Source organism: Streptomyces sp. (genome assembly GCF_036524955.1).
Taxonomy (GTDB): Bacteria; Actinomycetota; Actinomycetes; order Streptomycetales; family Streptomycetaceae; genus Actinacidiphila.
Genome location: NZ_DATDBG010000265.1, coordinates 1 through 20836, shown reverse-complemented (window position 1 = coordinate 20836; position 20836 = coordinate 1). Strand labels below are relative to the sequence as shown.

Sequence of the window (20836 nt, the reverse complement as noted above, 5' to 3'; positions counted from 1 at the left end):
ACCGGCCCGGCGCGACCGGCTACTTGATCAGGTAGATCGTGGCGAAGAGGCCGATCCACACGACATCGACGAAGTGCCAGTAGTAGGACACGACGATGGCAGCGGTGGCCTGCTGGTGGGTGAACCGCTTGGCCGCGTACGTCCGGCCCAGTACCAGCAGGAACGCGATCAGACCGCCCGTCACGTGCAACCCGTGGAACCCGGTCGTCAGGTAGAACGCCGAGCCGTAGGCGTCGGAGCTGAGCGAGACACCGTCCTCCTTGACCAGGTTGGTGTACTCGAAGATCTGCCCGCCGATGAACACCGCGCCCATCACGAAGGTCAGGACGAACCAGGAGCGCAGCTTCTTCACATCGCCGCGCTCGGCCGCGAAGACGCCCATCTGGCAGGTGAAGGAGGAGAGCACGAGGATCGTCGTGTTCGTCGCCGAGAACGGGACGTTCAGCACGTCGGCGTGCGCCTTCCAGAAGTCGGCACCCGTGACCGACCGGAGGGTGAAGTACATCGCGAAGAGGGCCGCGAAGAACATCAGCTCGGAACTCAGCCAGATGATGGTTCCGACGCTGGTGAGGTTCGGCCGGTTGACCGACGGGTGCGCGTGCCCGGTATCTACTGCTGTTGCTGTCGCCACGTCCGACATTATGTCGGTCGCTTATACGGCGCTCACTCCGGGGGTCCCCTTCCCCCACCGATCTCCCCTCGAACGAGCTAACCCTTCTGGGAAAGGCGCTGGCGGGAGTAGCATCCACAGCACTTGAGAAACCGTTCACGAGGACGTGGACGAGCGGGTACGAGGAGGAGCCAGGATGCAGGCGACCGCCACGGTGCTGGTCTACAGCGACGACGCGAACACCCGGGAGCAGGTCCGGCTCGCAGTCGGCCGCAGGCCCGCCGCAGACCTGCCGCCGGTGGAGTACGTGGAGTGCGCCACGCTGCCCGCGGTTCTCACCGAGCTGGAACGCGGCGGGATCGACGCCTGCGTGCTGGACGGGGAGGCGACGCCGGCCGGCGGGATGGGAGTCTGCCGCCAGATCAAGGACGAGATCTTCCGCTGCCCGCCGGTGCTGGTGCTGATCGGGCGCCCGCAGGACGCCTGGCTGGCCACCTGGAGCCGCGCGGACGCGGCGGTCTCCCACCCGGTGGACCCGGTCGCCCTCAGCGACACCCTCGCCACCCTGCTGCGCCGCCGCGCCGGCAACAACAACAACGGCAAGACCCTCACTCCCCGGTAACCGAGGAAGACCCGTAGCGACTGAGCCAAAGGCCGCGCCGCTGTCGAAAGCGGAGAGCGCGCGGAGATCGTGAGGAACGAGCGATCGAGCACGGTCGACCGTCGACGGCGGGTCTGAGCGGCCGGAGGCGAAGGCGCGGCAATGAGGAACGAGCGATCGAGCACGGTCGACCTCCCCCGGACTCCGTCCGGGGGGACCCCCACGGCGGATCTGAGCGGCCGGCGGCGAAGGCGCGGCACATACAACTAGGCAGCTTCGGGGCGGAGGCGGGCGGGGTCGGACGGGGGGTTCTGCAGGACCTCGGTCTGGCCCTCGTCACCGGAACCGCTGCCGGGGGCGGGGAGTTCGGGCGTGACGCCGCCACCGCCGCCGCTGAGAGCGCTCCCCCGCTTCCACTGCTCCCAGGTCAGGTTCCAGTCGCCGAAGCCGTTGTCGAACGGTGACATCGTGTCGCCCTCGGTGTTGACGACCTGGACGATGTCACCGCGGCGTATGTGCTCGAAGAACCACTGCGCGTTCGCGGTGCTCATGCCGGTGCAGCCGTGGCTGACGTTGGCCACCCCCTGGGAGCCCTCGGACCAGGGTGCGGCGTGCACGTACTCACCGCTCCACGTCACCCGGGTGGCCCAGTAGACGGGCAGGTCGTACCCCTCGGAGCTGCCGGCGGCGATGCCGATGCTCTCGCTCCGCATCCGGACGAACTGCTCCTTGCCCAGCACCACCTTGATGCCGTTGCGGGTGTCGAAGCCTGGCTTTCCGGTGGTGATGGGGATCGTCTTGAGCACTTTTCCGTCGTCCTTGAAGGTCATGAGGTGGGTGGCGGCGTCGGTGAGCGCTTCGATCCGGTCGCCGGTGTGCAGGGTGAGCGGCTTGTCGGCGCCGCCGTACAGCTTGTCGGCGACGCGCACACCGCTGAGCGTGGAGCGGACCGTGATGGTGGCGTGCGCGGGCCAGTAACTGCTGGGCCGGTAGTGCAGGGTGCGGTCGTCCACCCAGTACCAGGAGCCGGGGCCGGCCGCCGGTGTCGCGGTCACCCGCAGATTGGACTCCACCGCCGCACGGCCGGCCGGGTCCTTGACGGGGACGCTGAGCTCGGCGGTGATCGGCTGCCCGACCCCGTACGTCCCGGCGTCCGGGCCGAACGTGACGTGCAGGCCGGCGCCGGCCGCAGTGGTGTCGATGCCGACGACCTTGCGACCGGGGCGGCCGTCGGAGTTCTCGGTGCTGACCCGGATCGTGTAGTGCGCTCCCGCGGCGAGCGGCGCCGTGGAGTGCCAGCGCAGGCCGTCGGCGCTGAGTTCGCCGCGTACGTACCGGCCGGCGACATCCGTGGCGGTGACGTCGGTGATCCGGGAGCCGTCGTCCTTGACGGAGACCTCCACCGGCTTGGACGGGTCTGCCTTGCCACCGCTCGCGACCCCGTAGACGACTTTGGCCGCCGCGTCGTAGGGCGCGGCGGCCAGAGGATCCCCGTCTCCGGTGCAGGCGGTGAGCCCCACCGCGAGGGGTGCCACAAGGAGCGCGCAACGCAGCGCGGCACCGTGGCGCGACCAGTGACGTATCGGCCGGTGACGTATCGGCCGGCGACCTGTCGGCCTGCGGCCTATGGATGAGTGGCTCATGTCGTCACGCTATGAACGGCCACCGAATTCCGCGCGGTGGGTGCGTACGAACGAGCGAATGACGCGACAAGGGCGGGCCCGGACACCCTCCGCGGTGTCCGGGCCCGCCCCGGGCCGTGCGAACCGCCCTACTGCGTGCGGTTCTCACCGAAGTAGTACTCGAAGACCCAGCCGGACAGGCCGACCAGGATGACGGGCATCGCGAAGAACATCAGCCACCAGCCGAAGACGACGCTCAGGAAGGCGAGCGCGCCGCCGATCCCCAGCGAGAGCGGCTGCCAGCTGTGCGGGCTGAAGAAGCCCAGCTCACCGGCTTCGTCCGCGATGTCGGCGTTCTCCCGGTCCATCGCCCCGGTGTCGGCCCGGCGGGCGGTGAACGCCAGGTAGAAGCCGATCATCAGGCACAGCCCGAACGCCAGGACCAGCGCGGTGGTGCCGGCCGGCTCCTTGGACCAGAAGCCGTAGACGATGGCGGCGGCCAGGATGAAGACGGCGAAGCCGAGGAACATCTTGCCTTGGATCTTCACTGGCCCTCCTCCTTGCCCTGGGCTCCGGACAGCGCCTTGTGGGGTGTGTGGCTGAGCAGTTCGACCGCCGCGATCTCCGGGTGGTGCAGGTCGAACGCCGGGGATTCGGAGCGGATGCGCGGCAGCGTGAGGAAGTTGTGCCGCGGCGGCGGGCAGGAGGTCGCCCACTCCAGCGAACGGCCGTAGCCCCAGGGGTCGTCCACCTCGACCTTCTTGCCGTACTTGGCCGTCTTCCACACGTTGTACATGAACGGCAGCATCGACAGGCCGAGCAGGAACGAGCTGATGGTGGAGACGGTGTTCAGGGTGGTGAAGCCGTCCGCCGCCAGGTAGTCCGCGTACCGGCGCGGCATGCCCTCGGCGCCCAGCCAGTGCTGGACCAGGAACGTGCCGTGGAAGCCGAAGAAGAGCGTCCAGAAGGTGATCTTGCCGAGCCGCTCGTCCAGGATCTTGCCGGTCATCTTGGGCCACCAGAAGTGGAAGCCGGCGAACATCGCGAACACCACGGTGCCGAAGACCACGTAGTGGAAGTGCGCGACCACGAAGTACGAGTCCGAGACGTGGAAGTCCAGCGGCGGCGCGGCCAGGATGACACCCGTCAGACCACCGAAGACGAAGGTGATCAGGAAGCCGATGGCCCACAGCATCGGGGTCTCGAAACTCAGCGACCCCTTCCACATCGTGCCGATCCAGTTGAAGAACTTCACACCGGTCGGGACCGCGATGAGGAAGGTCATGAAGGAGAAGAACGGCAGCAGCACGCCGCCGGTGACGTACATGTGGTGCGCCCACACGGTGACCGACAGGCCGGCGATGGAGATGGTCGCCGCGACCAGGCCGACGTAACCGAACATCGGCTTGCGGCTGAACACCGGGATGACCTCGGAGATGATGCCGAAGAACGGCAGCGCGATGATGTACACCTCTGGGTGGCCGAAGAACCAGAAGAGGTGCTGCCACAGCAGCGCGCCGCCGTTGGCGGCGTCGAAGATGTGCGCCCCGAACTTCCGGTCGGCCTCCAGGGCGAGCAGCGCGGCGGCCAGCACGGGGAAGGCCAGCAGCACCAGCACCGCGGTCAGCAGCACGTTCCACACGAAGATCGGCATGCGGAACATCGTCATGCCGGGCGCGCGCATGCAGATGATGGTGGTGATGAAGTTGACCGCGCCGAGGATGGTGCCGAAGCCGGACAGGGTCAGACCCATGATCCACATGTCGGCGCCGACGCCCGGCGAGCGGACCGCGTCGGACAGCGGGGAGTACGCGAACCAGCCGAAGTCCGCAGCGCCCTGGGGGGTGATGAAGCCGCCGACCGCGATGAGCGAGCCGAACAGGTAGAGCCAGTAGGCGAACATGTTCAGCCGCGGGAACGCCACGTCGGGGGCGCCGATCTGCAGCGGCATGATCCAGTTGGCGAAGCCGGCGAAGAGCGGCGTCGCGAACATCAGCAGCATCACGGTGCCGTGCATCGTGAACGCCTGGTTGAACTGCTCGTTCGACAGGTACTGGTTGCCCGGCCTGGCCAACTCGGCGCGCATCAGCAGCGCCAGGATGCCGCCGATCAGGAAGAAGGCGAACGACGTGATCAGGTACAGGCTGCCGATGGTCTTGTGGTCGGTGGTGGTCAACCACTTGACGACCACCGAGCCGGGGCTCTTCCTGCGGACCGGGAGTTCGTCCTCGTAGGAGTCGTCGGCCTCGGCCGCGCCCTGCGGTTCGTTGAGAATGCTCATGTGGTCTTGGGCTCCGAGTTCTTCGCGTTGCCCGTGGTGGGAATGCCTGCCGGGATGTAACCGGTCTGACCCTTCGCCGCCAGGTCCTTGAGGTGCTGCTGGTACTCGTCCGGCGATACCACGTTGACGTTGAACAGCATCCGCGAGTGGTCCACACCGCACAGCTCGGCGCACTTGCCCTTGAAGTTGCCGATCTTGTTGGGCGTGACCTGGAAGACGTTGGTGTGACCGGGGATGACGTCCATCTTCATCAGGAACGGAACCACCCAGAAGGAGTGGATCACGTCACGCGAGGTGAGGACGAACCGCACGGTCTCCCCCTTGGGGAGCCACAGGGTCGGGCCGGGCAGACCGTTGTCGGGGTCCTTGCTCGCCGGGGTGCCGACGTCGTAGACGCCCTCCGCGCCGACCGGCATCAGCAGCCTGTTCGCCGGGATCGCGGACAGCTCCGACGGCACGCTCGCGGGGGTGGCCGGGTTCCCGTCCACGTTCTCCACGTAGTTGAAGCCCCAGCTCCACTGGAAACCGACCACGTTGACCACGTGCTGCGGCTTCTCGGAGGTGTCCAGGAGCTCGGACTCGTCCCGGGCGGTGAAGTAGAAGAGCACCGCGACGACGATGATCGGGACGATCGTGTACAGAGCCTCGAGCGGCATGTTGTAACGGGTCTGCGGAGGGATCTCGACCTTGGTCCGGCTGCGCCGGTGGAAGATCACGCTCCACAGGATCAGACCCCAGACGAGCACACCGGTCGCCAGTGCGGCGGCCCAGGAGCCCTGCCAGAGAGCGAGGATCCGTGGTGCCTGTTCCGTGGCCGGGCTGGGCATGCCGAGGCGGGGATAGTCCTTGTACGAGCAACCAGTGGCGGTCGCAAGGACCAGGCCCGCGGCCAGCGCCTGCGGCAGCCATCGCCGCATCGGGCGCCGCGACGAGCGGTCGGAGCCGTTGGGACTCACGTAGCGCCTTCCCGAGAGTCTCGCCGCGTCCGAGTGTTCCGGCCGTCTGGGGTCGGGCCCCCGAGCGCGGGCAATAGGTGTGGATGTTTATGCGGACCAAACCCTACTGGACGCTATTTGGGGCTGTGCGGGGAGGGGGTCCAACGCGCCGGGCCCCGACCCGAAGGGGTGGAGGCCCCCGTTGCGCCGTCATCCGACACTGTGAGCGGGCTGGTTGTAGCGTGCTGACGTGTCCTATTTCGATATGGCTTCGGCCGCTCCGCTGCACCCCGTGGCCCGTCAGGCGCTGATCGCCGCGCTGGACGAGGGCTGGGCGGACCCGGCCCGCCTGTACCGCGAGGGGCGGCGGGCCCGGCTGCTGCTGGACGCGGCGCGGGAGGCCGCGGCGGAGGCGGTCGGCTGCCGCCCGGACGAGCTCGTCTTCACTCCTTCGGGGACACGCGCACTGCACTCCGCAGTGGCCGGCGCGATGGCGGGGCGGCGCCGGACCGGCCGTCATACGGTGGTCTCCGCGGTCGAGCACTCGGCGGTGCTGCACGCGACGGAGGCGTACGACGTCACGTCGGTGGGCGTGGACCGCGCCGGGCGGGTCGCGGCCGGCGACTTCACGGCGGCGCTGCGCGAGGACACCGCGTTGGCCTGCCTGCAGTCGGCCAATCACGAGGTGGGTACGGTGCAGCCGGTCGCCGAGGTGGCCGACGCGTGCCGGGCCGCGGGGGTGCCGCTGCTGGTGGACGCCGCGCAGTCGCTGGCCTGGGAACCGGTCGGGGGCGCCTGGTCGCTGCTGGCGGGCAGCGCTCACAAATGGGGCGGGCCGCCCGGCGTCGGGCTGCTCGCGGTGCGCAAGGGCACCCGGTTCGCGCCCCAGGAGCCCGCGGACGAACGGGAGTCGGGGCGCGCGCCCGGTTTCCAGAACCTGCCCGCGATCATCGCCGCCGCCGCGTCGCTGCGCGCGGTGCGCGCCGAGGCCCGGGAGGAGGCCGCGCGGCTGTCCGCCCTGGTGGACCTGATCCGGTCCCGGGTGCCGCGGCTCGTCCCCGACGTGGAGGTGGTCGGGCACGACCGGCTGCGGCTGCCGCACCTGGTCACCTTCTCCTGTCTGTACGTGGACGGTGAGGTGCTGCTGACCGTTCTGGACCGGGCGGGGTTCTCGGTCTCCTCCGGTTCGTCGTGCACGTCGAGCACGCTGACGCCGAGCCATGTCCTCAAGGCGATGGGCGTCCTGTCCGAGGGCAACGTGCGGGTGTCGCTGCCGCCGGGCACGGGCCGGCAGGACGTGGAACGTTTCCTGGCCGTGCTGCCGGGCGTGGTGGCGGAGGTCCGCGGGCGGCTCGGGGCGCCGGCGGACGCGGAGCCGGTGGTGACGGAAGCGGGCGCGGGTACGGCTGCGGGCGCGGGTACGGACACAGGCGCGGATACGGCTGCGGGCCGGCTCGCGGACACCGGTCTGGTCGTGGACTCGCTCGGCAAGCGCTGCCCGATCCCGGTCATCGAACTGGCCAAGGTGATCGGCGACGTGCCGGTCGGCGGCCTGGTGACCGTACTCTCCGACGACGAGGCCGCCCGGCTGGACATCCCCGCGTGGTGTGCGATGCGCGAGCAGGAGTACGTCGGGGAGCGCCCGGCGGAACGCGGCACCGCGTACGTGGTGCGGCGCCGCGTCTGAAACCGCCGGGAGCGTCAGCCTTCGAGGCCGTTCAGGTGCTGCCGCACCTCGTCGGCGGCCGTCTCTCCGTACGCCTTGGTGAAGCGCTCCATGAAGTGGCCGCGGCGCAGCTCGTACTCCTGGGTGCCGAGGGTCTCGATGACCAGGGTGGCGAGCATGCAGCCGACCTGGGCGGCGCGTTCCAGGCCGACGCCCCAGACGAGTCCGGACAGGAAGCCGGCCCGGAAGGCGTCGCCGACCCCGGTCGGGTCGACCTTGGCCTCCTCCTCCGCGCAGCCGACCTCGATGAGCGGTTCGCCCTGGCGTTCGACACGGACGCCCTGGGCGCCGAGGGTGGTGATCCGGGTGCCGACCCGGCCCAGGATCTCGTCGGCGCTCCAGCCGGTCTTGGTCTCGATGAGGCCCTTCTCGTACTCGTTGTTGAACAGGTACGCGGCGCCGTCGACAAGGACCCGGATGTCGTCGCCGTCCATCCGGGCGATCTGCTGGGAGAAGTCGGCGGCGAACGGGATGCGCCGGGCCCGGCACTCCTCGGTGTGCCGGATCATCGCCTCGGGGTCGTCGGCGCCGATGGAGACCAGGTCGAGGCCGCCGACCCGGTCGGCGACGTGCTGGAGCTCGATCAGCCGGGCCTCGCTCATGGCGCCGGTGTAGAAGGAGCCGATCTGGTTGTGGTCCGCGTCGGTGGTGCAGATGAAGCGCGCGGTGTGCAGCACCTCGGAGATCCGTACCGACGCGGTGTCCACGCCGTGCCGCTCCAGCCAGGCCCGGTACTCGCCGAAGTCGTTGCCCGCCGCGCCGACCAGGATCGGGCGGGTGCCGAGCTGGCCCATGCCGAAGCAGATGTTCGCTCCGACCCCGCCGCGGCGGACGTCGAGGGCGTCCACGAGGAACGACAGCGACACCGTGTGCAGTTGATCGGCCACCAGTTGGTCGGCGAACCGGCCGGGGAAGTTCATCAGGTGGTCGGTGGCGATGGATCCGGTGACGGCGATACGCACGGCGGCAGGCTCCTGGAGGCAGCGGTTCGGCGGATGGTTCAGCGGATGGTTCGGCGGACTGGTGGGTAAGAAGGGGTGGCGGCGGACCCGGCAGTCGTCCACGCTACCGGTTGAGGGCGGCGGAGACACGGATAAACTACCCGATAGTAGGGCTTTTTCGGATCTTGCGGCGTACCTAGGGTCGGCATATGAGATCTTCCGCGCGCAGCGCTCCCCCCACGTCCTTTTCGTCGCCGGCCGAGCCGGATTCGCTCGAACAGTTGCTCGGTGACTGCCGTCGGATGGCCGAGCACTGGAAGGTGCCCGCCGCAACGGCTCAGGCCGTGGTCGCCCCGGCCAGCCTGCACGGCATCACGGTGCCGCCGGCTTCCGCCGATGTGGTGAAGGGCATGGCGGAGTTCGGCGAGTAGGGCTCCGCCGGACGAGCGGGGTGCCGTGCGCCCCCGAGTGGGCGGGGTGCGGTGCGCCCGTCGGGGGCGCGGGGAACTGCGCGACCGGCCCCCCACCGGCCCGCGCCCCGGGGCCGACGGAAACCAGCTCGATCGAGGGGGGGTTGCGGCGCGCTGCCGGGCGCCACCTGCGTGGCGGCTGAAGCGCGCGGTTCCCCGCGCCGCCGCGGGGGCACAACCCCGCTTGCAGGGCGGAACCGGATGACGGGCCGCCGCGTCACATCGGCACGGGCGACACGCAGCCGAAGGAGCACGCGGTGAGCAGCGAGCACGACGACGACGGACACGCCGACGAGCGGGTCAGCGGGACGGCGAAAGAGCATGATCGGGACCGGTCTGCCCGCCGGCCCCGGCTGACGGTGGTGGCGGTGGCCACCGCCGTGCTGCTGGCGGGTGGCGGCGGGGCGTACTGGGCGGCGACCGCGGACGGCGGGAGGGGCGACACCCAGGCCTCGCAGGGCACACCCGAGCCGCTGCGCCTCGACGGCCACGACGAGATGGCCAGGAGCGACGGCGCCACCGGGCCGAACGGCGGCGCCAGGTACGAACTGACCGGCACACTGCCCGAGGGCCCCGCGTCGGCGGCGGTCTACCGGACGACCGGCGAGATCGGCAAGGACGCGGTGCGGCACCTCGCGGACCTGCTCGGGGTGAGCGGTCCGGTCACCTCGGAGTACGACGCCTGGCGGGTGGGCGGCAGCACGGACGGCGGCGGGCCCGCACTGCTGGTGAGCAAGGAGGCGCCGGGCACATGGTCGTACTCCCACTACGGCCCGCCCGCGGGGGGCGCGCGCCCGGACGGCCGGGAGAAGTCGGTGGCCCCTCCGGAGAAGGCGGTCCCTCCGGAGAAGGCGGGGGGAGGTACGTCGGACCCGGCCTCCCCGCCGGACCTGGGTGCGGGCTCGGCGCCCGCCGACGGTTCGGTCACCTCCACGGTGGTGCCCGACGGCGCTCCGGGCACTGCGCCGGACTCGGCGACGAGCTCCGCTTCGGGTACCGCCTCGGGGAGCGTCACGGCGACCGGTTCCGGTGCGCCGCCGGTCCCGGAGGCGAAGGCCAGGGTGGTCGCGGCCCCGGTACTCGCCGGGCTCGGGCTGTCCGACGCGCGGATCGACGCGACGGGGACGGTCGGCGCCCTGCGGACGGTGAGCGCGGACCCGGTGGTCGGCGGACTGCCCACGCACGGCTGGGCCACCTCGCTCCAGATCGGTTCGGACGGCGTGCTCACCCTGGGCTACGGGCGGCTGGCCCCGCTGGTCAAGGGCGCCACGTACCCGGTGGTCGGCGCGGAACAGGCGCTGAAGGAACTGAACGCCACTTCACCGGTCGAGCCGTCCGACCACGGCATCGCGTCCTGCGTCGCGCCGATGCCCAGGCCCATGCCCATGCCGATGCCAGAAGTCAAGCCGGCCCCCAGCGGGCCGAGCGACGACAGAACCCTGCCGCACACCATGCCCTGCGTGCCGGGCAACGGCCATCCGACGGAGGTGCGGGGGGCGGCCTTCGGGCTGGCCCTGGAGTTCGTCTCGGGCCGGCAGACGCTGGTCCCCGCGTGGCTGTTCGACACCGCACCGGCCGGGGTGTCCCGCACGACGGTGGTGGCCGGGACAGCGGTGGACCCCTCGTACATCCGGCGCGGCGGGGCCCTGGAGAACCCCGCACCGGGCGGCATCACGCCGCTGCCGCCCGAGGCCACCGCCGTCCCGGGCGGGCCGCCGCAGCAGACGGACCCGGTGGAGCCGGCCGACCCGGGGGCGCCGCGGCACGAGCGGGTGACCGCGTACCGGACCAGCGGCACCGTGCTCACCGTCACCTTCTGGGGCGGGGTGTGCGACACGTACAAGGCGGCGGCGGACGAGACCGACACGCAGGTGCGGGTCAGTGTGACGGCGACACCGCTCAACCCGAACGGGGACGGCGTCTGCCCGGCGATCGCCAAGCAGCTCACCGCGTCCGTGCGGCTGGCGCAGCCGCTCGGCGACCGCACGGTCGTGGACGCCCCGAGCGGGCGGCCGGTCAGGGGACAGTGACCGACCGCCGGTGAAAAAGCGGCGGCACCTGGTGGGGTGCCGCCGCTGCCGTCTTCCCGGGCCGTGGGGCCCAGCCGCCGTACGGCCCTGAGCGGTACGGCTTTGAGCCATACGGCCCTGAGCGGTATGACCAGCGGGCCCGCGGCCCGGCGGGGTCGTACGCGCGAGCGCCCGGCCGACCGGCCGGGCGCTCAGCTCGTGCTCAGTGGAAGGAGTCGCCGCAGGCGCAGGAGCCGGTGGCGTTCGGGTTGTCGATCGTGAAGCCCTGCTTCTCGATGGTGTCCACGAAGTCGATGGACGCGCCGCCCAGGTACGGGGCGCTCATCCGGTCGGTGACGACCTTGACACCGCTGAAGTCCTTGACGACATCGCCGTCGAGCGAACGCTCGTCGAAGAAGAGCTGGTAGCGCAGGCCCGAGCAGCCGCCGGGCTGGACGGCGACCCGCAGCGCGAGGTCTTCGCGGCCTTCCTGCTCCAGCAGGCTCTTCACCTTCGTGGCGGCGGCGTTGGACAGGAGGATGCCCTCGCTCGTGGTGGTCTCGTCCTGAACCGTCATGTGCTTCTCTCCCGGGTTGTACGGACTGCTGGCTACCGATGGCTAACCGGCGCCCTCTCGGATTCATTCCGGGTCCGCTCCGACTTATTCCTTCCCATGCTCGCACACCGGCGCCCGCACGGTCACGGTCCGGCCGCGGCCGCTGCTCCTGGTGCTCCGCCGGCTTTCCGGCCGCCCGCTCCCCCAGCGAATGCGTCACATCGACGAGACCGGTGTCGTCAATCTGACACGAACGGACTATGATTAATAGTGTCAGGTAGACGAAAAGGTCTGCTGCCGCAAAGAAAGGGCTACAGGCCCGTGACCACCACAGAAACCCTGGACGTACAGCCCTCGCCGCTCGCGCTGCTCCTGCTCGGCCGCGAGTCCGACCCCCGGAGCGAACGCGGGGTGGACTGCCCCGGCGATCTGCCCGCGCCGTCCGACCCCGACCTGGTGGAGCGCGCCCGGGCCGCCAAGGCCCGTCTCGGCGGCAGGGTCTTCATCCTCGGCCACCACTACCAGCGGGACGAGGTGATCGAGTTCGCAGATGTCACCGGCGACTCGTTCAAGCTGGCGCGGGACGCGGCGGCGCGGCCCGAGGCGGAGTACATCGTCTTCTGCGGTGTGCACTTCATGGCCGAGTCGGCGGACATCCTCACCTCCGACCGGCAGCAGGTGATCCTCCCCGACCTGGCGGCCGGCTGCTCGATGGCCGACATGGCCACCGCCGAGCAGGTCGCCGAGTGCTGGGACGTACTGGCCGACGCGGGCGTCGCGGACGCCACGGTCCCGGTGTCGTACATGAACTCCTCGGCGGACATCAAGGCGTTCACCGGGCGGCACGGCGGCACGATCTGCACCTCCTCGAACGCGCGGCGCGCCCTGGAGTGGGCGTTCTCGCAGGGCCAGAAGGTGCTCTTCCTGCCCGACCAGCACCTCGGCCGCAACACCGCGGTACGGGAGATGGGCTTCTCCCTCGACGACTGCGTGCTCTACAACCCGCACAAGCCGGGCGGCGGCGTGACCGCGGCCGAGCTGCGCGCGGCGAAGATGATCCTGTGGCGCGGCCACTGCTCGGTGCACGGCCGCTTCTCGCTGGACTCGGTCGAGGACGTCCGCGCCCGCATACCCGGCGTCAACGTGCTGGTGCACCCCGAGTGCAAGCACGAGGTCGTCACGGCGGCGGACCAGGTGGGCTCGACCGAGTACATCATCAAGGCGCTGGAGGCGGCGCCCGCCGGTTCCTCGTGGGCGATCGGCACGGAGCTGAACCTGGTACGGCGGCTGGCCAAGGCCCACCCCGACAAGCAGATCGTCTTCCTGGACAAGACGGTCTGCTTCTGCTCCACCATGAACCGGATCGACCTTCCCCACCTGGTGTGGGCGCTGGAGTCGCTGGCCGACGGCAAGGTGGTCAACCGCATCCAGGTCGACGCGGAGACCGAGCACTTCGCGAAGCTCGCGCTGGAGCGGATGCTGGCGCTGCCGTAACGGGCCCCGGGTCCGTCGTCATCCGGCTCCGGGCGGCCGGGACGTGCGCCCGGGCCCGCCGGGAGCCGATGATGGAACGATGACGCCGGTGCTGCTGCGACCCGTACGTGATGACGAGGAAGACGCCGAGGTCGTACGGGAGGTGGCCGCCGCGGCGTGCGCGTACCCGATCCGGACCAGCCGCGTCCTGCCGTACGAACGCCCCGCGGCCGGCGGGTCGGGGGACGGCCCGGCGGTGGAAGGCCCGCCCGCGGACGGGTGGTCGGCGGAACGGATCGAGCGGCACCGCAGCCGTACGCGGCACCTGGCCCGTACCGATCCCGGCGGGTGCTGGGTGGTCGAGGACCCGGCGACCGGGCCGGTCGGGGCGGTGCTGTCCTCGCGGCGTGAGGGCACCTGGGCGCTGGCGTTGCTCGCCGTCGTGCCGTGGGCGCAGGGCAAGGGGGTGGGCAAGGCGCTGCTGGCGCGGGCGCTGGTGCACGGGCGGGCGTGCCTGCGCGGCGTGATCTGCGCCCCGCAGAACCCGGTGGCGGTACGGACCTTCCGCCGCGCCGGGTTCGACGTGCATCCGGCGATGCGGCTGACCGGGGTGCCCGACCCTGCGCGGCTCGCCCCGCCGGACGGCGCGGTCCACGAGGGCACGCCGCGCCACCGCGATCTGATGGACTCCGTGGACCGGCGCACCCGCGGCGGCGCGCACGGCCCCGACCACGACGAACTGCTCCGGCACCACCGCCTGTTCGTGGTGGACGATCTCGCGGGCAGCGGCTACTGCTACGTCCGCGGTGGCCGGGTCGAACTCCTCGCCGCCACCTCCCGCCGCCTCGCCACCCGCCTGTTGACCGCCGCCCTCCTCGCGGCCCCGGCCGGCGAACCCGTGCACGTCGGACAGGTGGTGGCGGAATCCCAGTGGGCGGTGGACGTCGGCATCGCGGCGGGCCTGGAGATCGCCAACGACGGTTTCGTCTGCCTGCGCGGCATGCGACCGCCCGAACTGGCGCTGGCGTCGGGGCTGTTGCCCTGAGCGCGGTGCGCGGTGCGACGCGGCGGGGGTCCGGGCGCGTTGCCTGCCACCCGGGTCACCGCCACCGCAGACGCGCCGCGAAGCAACACCCCCCGCGCCCGGACCAGAAGCCCGCCACCACGATCACCCGGCCCCCGGACACCAACACCGCAGACGCGCCGCGAAAGGGCGGCGCGGCGGCTTCGGCAGTTCACCGCGTCGGCGCAGGAACTCCTCGAAGGCCAGGGCGTCCGCGTGCCCACCGCTGCCCGCGACCAGGGGGCGGTCACGGGCATAGCGGGTGAAGGCCGCCAGGTACTCCTGGCCGAGCGCCTCGGCGAGCCACGCGTGGTGTGCCGCCGCGACGCCGGCGCGCTTGGCGAGCAGCGCGCGGGCCTGGACCCGTACCCGCTCGCCGTCGAAACCCGCCGGGGCCTCCGCCTCCTCGACCAGGGCGGCCAGCAGCGCGTGCTGCGCCGCGGCGAGCCGCACCCGCGGGTCGGCCAGGTCCCGCGCGCCGCGGGGTGGTCCGGCGGGCGCCGTGCGGGGAATGCCTCCCGGGTCAGTGGACACGCACGCCTCTCACCCGGGTACCTTTCCGCGCGGTGCGCACTCCGGGCCGCCCGGTTGTGCGCCGCGTCTCCTCGGAGTCGGCCGACCGCGGGTCACCGTACATGTGCGGCCCTGCCCACAGCAGTGCGGATCGCCGTCAGCTCGCCCGCCAGCTCCGCGTCCGGCGGGTAGGCGCCGTCGCGTTCCAGGAGGACGCCCGGGACGGTGGCGCGGGAGGCCACCTCGGTGAGGAGGGCGAGTACGGGCTCGGGCACGGGATGGGTGTGGGTGTCGTGCCAGACGCCGTCGCGTTCGATGCCGCCCGCGACATGGACGTAGGCGAGCCGGTCCAGCGGCAGTTCGTCCAGGACCCGGCGCGGGTCGGTGCCCAGGTTGACGTGAGCGGTGTGCAGGTTGGCGACGTCCACCAGGAGCAGGGCCCCGGTGCGGTCGGCCAGTTCGCCGAGGAACTGACCCTCCGTCAGTTCCTCGTCGGGCCAGGTGAGCAGCGGCGCGATGTTCTCCAGCGCCAGGGGCACCGGCAGGTGGTCCTGCGCAATCCGGACGTTCTCCGCGACGACGGCCAGGGCTTCGCGCGTCCGGGGAACGGGCAGCAGGTGTCCCGCCTCCAGGCCGCCCGCCCGGGTGAACGCGATGTGCTCGCTGACCAGCGGGGAGCCCAACGCGGTCGCACAGTCGGCGAGATGGGCCAGCCGCCGCGGATCGGGCCGCTCCGCGCCGCCCAGGGACAGCGAGACGCCGTGCGGGACCACCGGCGTCCCGCGGCCCCGCAGCGCGTGCAGCGACGCGGGCAGCCGCCGGGGTGCCAGGCTCTCCGCGACGACCTCCACGAAGTCGACGCCGGGCAGCCGTTCCACGGTCAGGTCGATCTCCGGGCGCCAGCCGATGCCGTAGCCGAGGGTGGGAGCTTCGCCGGTCACCCGCCGCACCCGCCGCCGCCACCGCATCCCCCGCCGCCACCGCAGCTCGAACCACCGCCGCACCCGCCCCCGTTGCTCCCGATGCTCCCGCTGTTCCAGGAACTCCGGGAGGACGACGAGAGCCCGCCGTACAGCGCCGCACGCAGCGTCAGGTCCGGCACTCCGGCGGCACCGAGTGCCGCCACACCCAGCACCGCCGCCGGCACCAGCTCGCCGGTGCCCCCGTAGGAACCGAAGGGCCGCGGGTCGAGGCTGTGCCGTCGGCGCGCCGACCGGGCCGTCCGCGCCCCGTCCCAGGTGAGGCGCGGCGTACGGGCGGCCGTGAGCAGCACCAGCGGCACGGTGACGAGGAGCAGGACCGCCAGCAGACCGACCGGACGGTCCAGCTCGACGCCGTTGACCAGCCGCGCGACCCCGACGCCGAAGACGGCCACCGGCAGCAGCACCGACGCCTTCGCCGCCCACCGGCGGCCGGGGCTGAGCAGCAGCCCCCGTTCGGCCGCCGCCCGGGCCACCAGCCGTACGGGCTCGGCCGTGCGGCCCAGCCTGCGCGCACCGGCCAGGTTGGTGCTCTTGACTTGCCCGAGGCAGGCCAGCACGGCCCGCTGCACCGGCTCGTCTGGGGCGTGCGTCCCGCAGACCCTGATCGAATGGTCGCGGCTGGCCCGTAACTGCCCGCCCTCGACGAGGGCGCACACCGCCGTGTCCACCACACGCCGCGGGCCACCGCTCAGCAGCGCGAGGGTGTAGACGTCGGCCGTCCGGCCGGTGTCCGTGCCGGGTCCTTTGCGGAGTACCGCCCACACCGCGACGACCAGCAGGAACGAGAGCGCGAGCGCGCCGGCGTACAGACCGAGAAACTGGGGACCGCTCAGGCCCCAGGGCTGATGCATGACGACCTCCCCGTGTGGAGCGGCCCCCCAGCCGCTCTACCCGCGAACACGCGGATCCGGGGTCGGCGGTTCCCGCGGGCACCGGGAGGGTCGGGCCGCTCAGCCCGGGATCAGGCCGTCGTCCCTGAGTATCTCCTTGACCTCCGCCAGGGTGGCCTCGGGTGCGGGCAGGATCAGCTCGGAGGGTTCCAGGGAGTCGTCGGGCAGCGGCACGCCGAGCCGGCGGACCCCGTTGAGCAGGGCGCCCAGCGTGCGCCGGAAGCCCTCCTCGTCGCCCGACTCGATCTCGGCGAGCAGCTGGTCGTCCAGCTCGTTGAGCTCGGCCAAGTGGGCGTTGTCCAGCGTCAGCTGGCCCTCACCCATGATCCGTACGATCATGACGGCCTCCTCGTCGAGTCCGTACCGCTCAGCTCGTGTCGTCAGCTCTTGTCGAACTTCGGGGTGTCCTGGGGCCGGGTCTGAGCGGACTGGCCGCTCTGGCCGCCCTCGATGGCCTGCGGGGCGGCGCCCCCGGCCAGTTCCGCCTTCATCCGCTGGAGTTCAAGCTCGACGTCGCTGCCGCCGGAGAGGCGGTCGAGCTCAGCCTGGAGGTCGTCCTTGGCCAGGCCGCTGGGGTCGTCCAGGGCACCGGAGGCCATCAGCTCGTCGAGCGCGCCGGCCCGGGCCCGCAGCTGCTCGGTCTTGTCCTCGGCCCGCTGGATCGCCATGCCGACGTCGCCCATCTCCTCGGAGATGCCGGAGAACGCCTCCCCGATCTGGGTCTGCGCCTGGGCGGCGGTGTAGGTGGCCTTGATGGTCTCCTTCTTGGTACGGAACGCGTCCACCTTGGCCTGGAGGCGCTGGGAGGCGAGCGTGAGCTTCTCCTCCTCGCCCTGGAGCTGGGTGTGCTGCGACTCCAGGTCGGTGACCTGCTGCTGGAGGGCGGCGCGGCGGGAAAGGGCCTCGCGGGCCAGGTCCTCGCGGCCCAGCGCGAGGGCCTTGCGGCCCTGGTCCTCGTAGGTCGCCGACTTCTTCTGCAGTTCGGTGAGCTGCAGTTCGAGACGCTTGCGGGAGGTGGCGACGTCGGCCACGCCGCGGCGTACCTTCTGCAACAGTTCGAGCTGCTTCTGGTACGAGTAGTCGAGCGTTTCGCGCGGGTCCTCGGCCCTGTCCAGGGCCTTGTTGGCCTTCGCGCGGAAGATCATCCCCATCCGCTTCATGACACCGCTCATGGGCCTCGCGCGCCCCCTTCTCGGCAACTGCTCCGGCACCTCTACAGACCCCAGCGTACGGGCCCTGGTTCCATTACCGCACTGTTCGGACGCGGATGTGCTCCTCCCCGAGGACGATCACGGTTCGGTGTCCTCCGGCCCGAGGAGGAGGTGAGGGCTGGGGTCCGGGCGCGGGAGCACGTAACCTGGAGGTGTGTTCCGACGTCGTTCCCAAGATGAGCAGGTCTCGACCACCACCGCGGTACTCGACGACCAGCCCCGCGACCCGCAGGCTCCCAAGGGTCGCCCCACGCCCAAGCGCAGCCAGGCGCAGAACCAGCGCCGCAGGACCGCCACGGCCACGACCGACCGCAAGGCCGCCGCGCGGCAGGCCCGCGAGGCCCGCAGGGTGGATCTGGCCAAGCAGCGCGAGGCACTGGCCGGCGGTGACGAGCGGTATCTGCCGGTCCGCGACCGCGGCCCGGTGCGCAGATTCACCCGGGACTACGTGGACTCCCGCTTCCGGGTGGCGGAGTTCTTCCTGCCGATCGCCGTGCTGATCCTGATCCTGAGCGTCGTGCAGGTCGCCGCACTGCGGAACCTGTCGCTGCTGCTGTGGCTGGTGGTGATCGTGATGATCGTCGCCGACTCCCTCGTCACCACGCTGCGGCTGCGCCGGGAGCTCCGTCGGCGGTTCCCGGACAAGAACACCAGGGGCGCTGTCGCCTACGCGCTGATGCGCACGCTCCAGATGCGCCGGCTGCGGCTGCCCAAGCCGCAGGTCCAGCGCGGCGCGAAGCTCTGAACGGCCCGGTCCCGGGCGGGATGTACGCGCAGGGACTGGTCCCCGGCGCCGCGGGTTTCACCGGCGGCGCCGACGACTGGCTGGGCAGGCTCGGCGGTCTGCGGAACACCGTGCGGCAGGAACTGGTCGGCCGCCAGCTCGACGAACAGCTCGCCGCCCTCTTCCCCGAGCCGTCCGGCGCGCACGCCCGGCACCGGCTGCGCGTTCTCGACGTCGGCCCCGGCCAGGGCACGCAGGCGCTGCGGCTGGCCAGGGCGGGCCACCTGGTGACCGGACTCGAGTCCGACCCGGCGATGCTGCGGGCGCTGCGGACCGCGGTGGCCGACGAGCCCGCGGACGTACGCGAGCGCTTCGTCGTGCTCCCCGGGGACGGCCGGGAGACCGGCCGGCACTTCGGGCCGGCCTGCTTCGACGTGGTGCTCTGCCACGGCGTGCTGATGTACCTCCCCGATCCGGAACCGATGCTGGCCGCGCTGGCCAGGGTGCTGGCACCGGGCGGCCTGCTGTCGCTGCTGGTGCGGAACGGCGACGCGCTCGCCATGCGCCCCGGACTGCTCGGGGACTGGGGGGCGGCGGTGGGCGCGTTCGGCTCGACCGCGTACACCAACCGGCTCGGCCTGCAGACCCGCGCGGACCGCCGCGAGCCGCTGACCGCCACGCTGGCCGGCATCGGGGTACCGCTGCGGGCCTGGTACGGCGTGCGGGTCTTCACCGACGCCGCCTCCGACCGCGCCCGCGCCCCGCGGGACCCGCACGAGCTGGCCCTGCTGCTGGAGGCGGAGGAGCGGGCGGGCCGCACCGATCCCTACCGGGGGGTGGCGGCGCTGCTGCACCTGTGCGGAGTGCGGGGGTAGTTGAGGGCGGGGCCGTAGGCGGCGGGTCGGTCGTGCTGCGGCGGGTTCGTCGTACTGCCACCGCGCTCGTCCTTCGGCGGCCGGTTCGTCGTACGGTGCGGGACCCGATTGGCCGCCCGGGCTGAGCCCGCGTACCAGACAAGCGCGACAATTCGAACATGAGTGGATCGCACAGTCACCGTACCCGGATTCCGCCGGTCGGCGTCGCCGCCGTCCTGTGCGCGGCGGCGCTGACGGTCGCCGGATGCAGCTCCTCCGGCTCCGGTGCGGCGGCCACCGACTCGGCCCGCGACGCGGCCGCTGCCGCCTCCTCCGCCGAGGGCCTGCAGACGGCGTACCAGAACGCGGTGAAGAAGGTGCTGCCGTCGGTCGTCCAGATCACCACCGACCAGGACCTCGGCTCGGGCGTCGTCTACGACACCGAGGGCGACATCGTCACCAACGCGCATGTGATCGGCGACGCCACCAGTTTCCAGGTGCAGCTGGCGACCGGCGGCCGACCGCTCGCCGCCAAGCTCGTCTCCTCCTTCCCTCCGAACGACCTCGCCGTGATCCGGCTGAACGATCCGCCCAGCGGTCTCAAGCCCGCGGTGTTCGCCGACTCCGGCAAGGCCGCGGTCGGCCAGATCGTGCTGGCGATGGGCAACCCGCTCGGCCTGTCCAGCAGCGTCACCCAGGGCATCGTGTCGGCGACCGGCCGTACCGTCAGCGAGAGCAAGACCGACGGCGGCACCGGGGCGACCATCCCCGACATGATCCAGACGTCCGCCGCGATCAACCCCGGCAACAGCGGCGGCGCCCTGGTGGGCCTGGACGACAAGGTGATCGGCATTCCCACCCTCGCCGCCACCGACCCGCAGCTCGGCAGCGGCGCGGCGCCCGGTATCGGCTTCGCCATCCCGTCCGCCACGGTCAAACGGATCGCCGATCAGATCGTCGAGAACGGCACGGTCACGGACTCCGGGCGGGCCGCCCTCGGGGTGACGGTACGCGGCGTGGTCGACGACACCTTCCAGCCGGCCGGCGCGGCGATCGTCGAGGTGGACCCGGGCGGCGCGGCGGCCGGGGCGGGCCTGCGCCCGGGCGACGTGATCACCAAGGTCGGCGACGCCCCGATCACCACCGTGCAATCCCTGACGGAGGCGCTGGCCGACGACAAGCCGGGCCAGAAGGTCAAGGTGACCTACGACCGGGACGGTGCGACGAAGACGGTCGAGGTGACGCTCGGGTCGCTGTGACCCGGCACGACGGCGGTGCGGCACCTTCTTGCGTGCCCTGTGCCGTTCGCCGTCCGTACCCCGCGGGCGCCGTACCCCGCGGGCGCCGTACCCCGCGGGCGCCGTACCCCGCGGG

General features: G+C 71.7%; 21 protein-coding genes. 9 read left to right on the top strand and 12 right to left on the bottom strand.

What is annotated here, in order from left to right:
- Window positions 1-19: 19 nt before the first annotated feature.
- The gene (locus VIW71_RS21170; protein WP_331624018.1) at window positions 20-640 is read right to left on the bottom strand and encodes a cytochrome c oxidase subunit 3; all 621 of its coding nucleotides are present in this window, start codon (window positions 638-640) and stop codon (window positions 20-22) included.
- Window positions 641-806: 166 nt separating this feature from the next.
- Between VIW71_RS21170 and VIW71_RS21165 the strand changes: the two genes are divergently transcribed.
- On the top strand, window positions 807-1232 hold the full coding sequence (locus VIW71_RS21165) for a hypothetical protein (RefSeq protein ID WP_331624017.1): 426 nt from the start codon (window positions 807-809) through the stop codon (window positions 1230-1232).
- Between the two features lie 245 nt (window positions 1233-1477).
- Here VIW71_RS21165 and VIW71_RS21160 read toward each other — a convergent pair whose 3' ends face one another.
- The 4 genes from VIW71_RS21160 to coxB form a co-directional block, all read right to left on the bottom strand.
- Window positions 1478-2794 (bottom strand): L,D-transpeptidase, encoded by a 1317-nt coding sequence (locus VIW71_RS21160; RefSeq protein WP_414720801.1) that lies wholly within the window; start codon window positions 2792-2794, stop codon window positions 1478-1480.
- 188 nt (window positions 2795-2982) lie between these two features.
- Window positions 2983-3381 carry a cytochrome c oxidase subunit 4 gene (locus tag VIW71_RS21155; protein WP_331624014.1) on the bottom strand — a complete coding sequence of 133 codons (399 nt, stop codon included), beginning with the start codon at window positions 3379-3381 and terminating at the stop codon, window positions 2983-2985.
- A complete protein-coding gene (gene ctaD, locus VIW71_RS21150; protein ID WP_331624012.1) occupies window positions 3378-5114 on the bottom strand; it encodes a cytochrome c oxidase subunit I in 1737 nt (578 codons plus the stop codon). Before ctaD ends, VIW71_RS21155 begins: the two co-directional genes overlap by 4 nt.
- A complete protein-coding gene (coxB, locus tag VIW71_RS21145; RefSeq protein ID WP_331624010.1) occupies window positions 5111-6070 on the bottom strand; it encodes a cytochrome c oxidase subunit II in 960 nt (319 codons plus the stop codon). The genes ctaD and coxB overlap by 4 nt, the downstream gene beginning before the upstream one ends.
- Window positions 6071-6299: 229 nt before the next feature.
- On the opposite strand from coxB, the gene VIW71_RS21140 reads away from it, so the two are divergent.
- Window positions 6300-7736, top strand: a complete 1437-nt coding sequence (locus VIW71_RS21140; RefSeq protein ID WP_331624009.1) for a cysteine desulfurase/sulfurtransferase TusA family protein — start codon at window positions 6300-6302, stop codon at window positions 7734-7736.
- A 14-nt stretch (window positions 7737-7750) separates the two neighbouring features.
- Here VIW71_RS21140 and VIW71_RS21135 read toward each other — a convergent pair whose 3' ends face one another.
- On the bottom strand, window positions 7751-8737 hold the full coding sequence (locus VIW71_RS21135) for a carbohydrate kinase family protein (protein ID WP_331624008.1): 987 nt from the start codon (window positions 8735-8737) through the stop codon (window positions 7751-7753).
- Between the two features lie 188 nt (window positions 8738-8925).
- Between VIW71_RS21135 and VIW71_RS21130 the strand changes: the two genes are divergently transcribed.
- Entirely contained in the window at window positions 8926-9147 is a 222-nt protein-coding gene (locus VIW71_RS21130) for a hypothetical protein (RefSeq protein WP_331624007.1), read from the top strand.
- Window positions 9148-9443: 296 nt separating this feature from the next.
- Entirely contained in the window at window positions 9444-11216 is a 1773-nt protein-coding gene (locus VIW71_RS21125; protein WP_331624006.1) for a hypothetical protein, read from the top strand.
- Between the two features lie 202 nt (window positions 11217-11418).
- On the opposite strand, the gene VIW71_RS21120 is transcribed toward VIW71_RS21125, so the two are convergent.
- On the bottom strand, window positions 11419-11772 hold the full coding sequence (locus VIW71_RS21120) for a HesB/IscA family protein (protein ID WP_331624005.1): 354 nt from the start codon (window positions 11770-11772) through the stop codon (window positions 11419-11421).
- Window positions 11773-12072: 300 nt separating this feature from the next.
- Between VIW71_RS21120 and nadA the strand changes: the two genes are divergently transcribed.
- Both nadA and VIW71_RS21110 read left to right on the top strand, forming a co-directional pair.
- Complete coding sequence (gene nadA / locus VIW71_RS21115) at window positions 12073-13245, top strand: quinolinate synthase NadA (protein WP_331624004.1); 1173 nt, start codon at window positions 12073-12075, stop codon at window positions 13243-13245.
- An 88-nt stretch (window positions 13246-13333) separates the two neighbouring features.
- On the top strand, window positions 13334-14269 hold the full coding sequence (locus VIW71_RS21110; protein ID WP_331624055.1) for a GNAT family N-acetyltransferase: 936 nt from the start codon (window positions 13334-13336) through the stop codon (window positions 14267-14269).
- A gap of 123 nt (window positions 14270-14392) precedes the next feature.
- On the opposite strand, the gene VIW71_RS21105 is transcribed toward VIW71_RS21110, so the two are convergent.
- The 5 genes from VIW71_RS21105 to VIW71_RS21085 all read right to left on the bottom strand — a co-directional run bounded on the left by VIW71_RS21105 (window position 14393) and on the right by VIW71_RS21085 (window position 17845).
- Window positions 14393-14821, bottom strand: a complete 429-nt coding sequence (locus VIW71_RS21105) for a hypothetical protein (protein ID WP_331624003.1) — start codon at window positions 14819-14821, stop codon at window positions 14393-14395.
- 92 nt (window positions 14822-14913) lie between these two features.
- Window positions 14914-15741 (bottom strand): DUF692 domain-containing protein, encoded by an 828-nt coding sequence (locus VIW71_RS21100; RefSeq protein ID WP_331624002.1) that lies wholly within the window; start codon window positions 15739-15741, stop codon window positions 14914-14916.
- A complete protein-coding gene (locus tag VIW71_RS21095) occupies window positions 15738-16634 on the bottom strand; it encodes a TIGR04222 domain-containing membrane protein (RefSeq protein WP_331624001.1) in 897 nt (298 codons plus the stop codon). Before VIW71_RS21095 ends, VIW71_RS21100 begins: the two co-directional genes overlap by 4 nt.
- 99 nt (window positions 16635-16733) lie before the next feature.
- Entirely contained in the window at window positions 16734-17012 is a 279-nt protein-coding gene (pspAA, locus tag VIW71_RS21090) for a PspA-associated protein PspAA (RefSeq protein ID WP_331624000.1), read from the bottom strand.
- Between the two features lie 41 nt (window positions 17013-17053).
- A complete protein-coding gene (locus tag VIW71_RS21085) occupies window positions 17054-17845 on the bottom strand; it encodes a PspA/IM30 family protein (protein WP_331623999.1) in 792 nt (263 codons plus the stop codon).
- A gap of 193 nt (window positions 17846-18038) precedes the next feature.
- Between VIW71_RS21085 and VIW71_RS21080 the strand changes: the two genes are divergently transcribed.
- The 3 genes from VIW71_RS21080 to VIW71_RS21070 all read left to right on the top strand — a co-directional run bounded on the left by VIW71_RS21080 (window position 18039) and on the right by VIW71_RS21070 (window position 20721).
- Complete coding sequence (locus VIW71_RS21080) at window positions 18039-18629, top strand: DUF3043 domain-containing protein (RefSeq protein ID WP_331623997.1); 591 nt, start codon at window positions 18039-18041, stop codon at window positions 18627-18629.
- 20 nt (window positions 18630-18649) lie between these two features.
- Complete coding sequence (locus VIW71_RS21075) at window positions 18650-19483, top strand: class I SAM-dependent methyltransferase (RefSeq protein ID WP_331623996.1); 834 nt, start codon at window positions 18650-18652, stop codon at window positions 19481-19483.
- Between the two features lie 158 nt (window positions 19484-19641).
- Entirely contained in the window at window positions 19642-20721 is a 1080-nt protein-coding gene (locus VIW71_RS21070) for a S1C family serine protease (RefSeq protein WP_331623994.1), read from the top strand.
- The last annotated feature ends 115 nt before the right edge of the window (window positions 20722-20836 follow it).

Coding starts and splice junctions, on each gene's coding strand:
- VIW71_RS21170 (WP_331624018.1), bottom strand. CDS start 640: ATGTCGGACGTGGCGACAGCAACAGCAGTAGATACCGGGCACGCGCAC.
- VIW71_RS21095 (WP_331624001.1), bottom strand. CDS start 16,634: ATGCATCAGCCCTGGGGCCTGAGCGGTCCCCAGTTTCTCGGTCTGTAC.
- VIW71_RS21120 (WP_331624005.1), bottom strand. CDS start 11,772: ATGACGGTTCAGGACGAGACCACCACGAGCGAGGGCATCCTCCTGTCC.
- VIW71_RS21070 (WP_331623994.1), top strand. CDS start 19,642: ATGAGTGGATCGCACAGTCACCGTACCCGGATTCCGCCGGTCGGCGTC.
- pspAA (WP_331624000.1), bottom strand. CDS start 17,012: ATGATCGTACGGATCATGGGTGAGGGCCAGCTGACGCTGGACAACGCC.
- VIW71_RS21075 (WP_331623996.1), top strand. CDS start 18,650: ATGTACGCGCAGGGACTGGTCCCCGGCGCCGCGGGTTTCACCGGCGGC.
- VIW71_RS21085 (WP_331623999.1), bottom strand. CDS start 17,845: ATGAGCGGTGTCATGAAGCGGATGGGGATGATCTTCCGCGCGAAGGCC.
- VIW71_RS21165 (WP_331624017.1), top strand. CDS start 807: ATGCAGGCGACCGCCACGGTGCTGGTCTACAGCGACGACGCGAACACC.
- VIW71_RS21130 (WP_331624007.1), top strand. CDS start 8,926: ATGAGATCTTCCGCGCGCAGCGCTCCCCCCACGTCCTTTTCGTCGCCG.
- ctaD (WP_331624012.1), bottom strand. CDS start 5,114: ATGAGCATTCTCAACGAACCGCAGGGCGCGGCCGAGGCCGACGACTCC.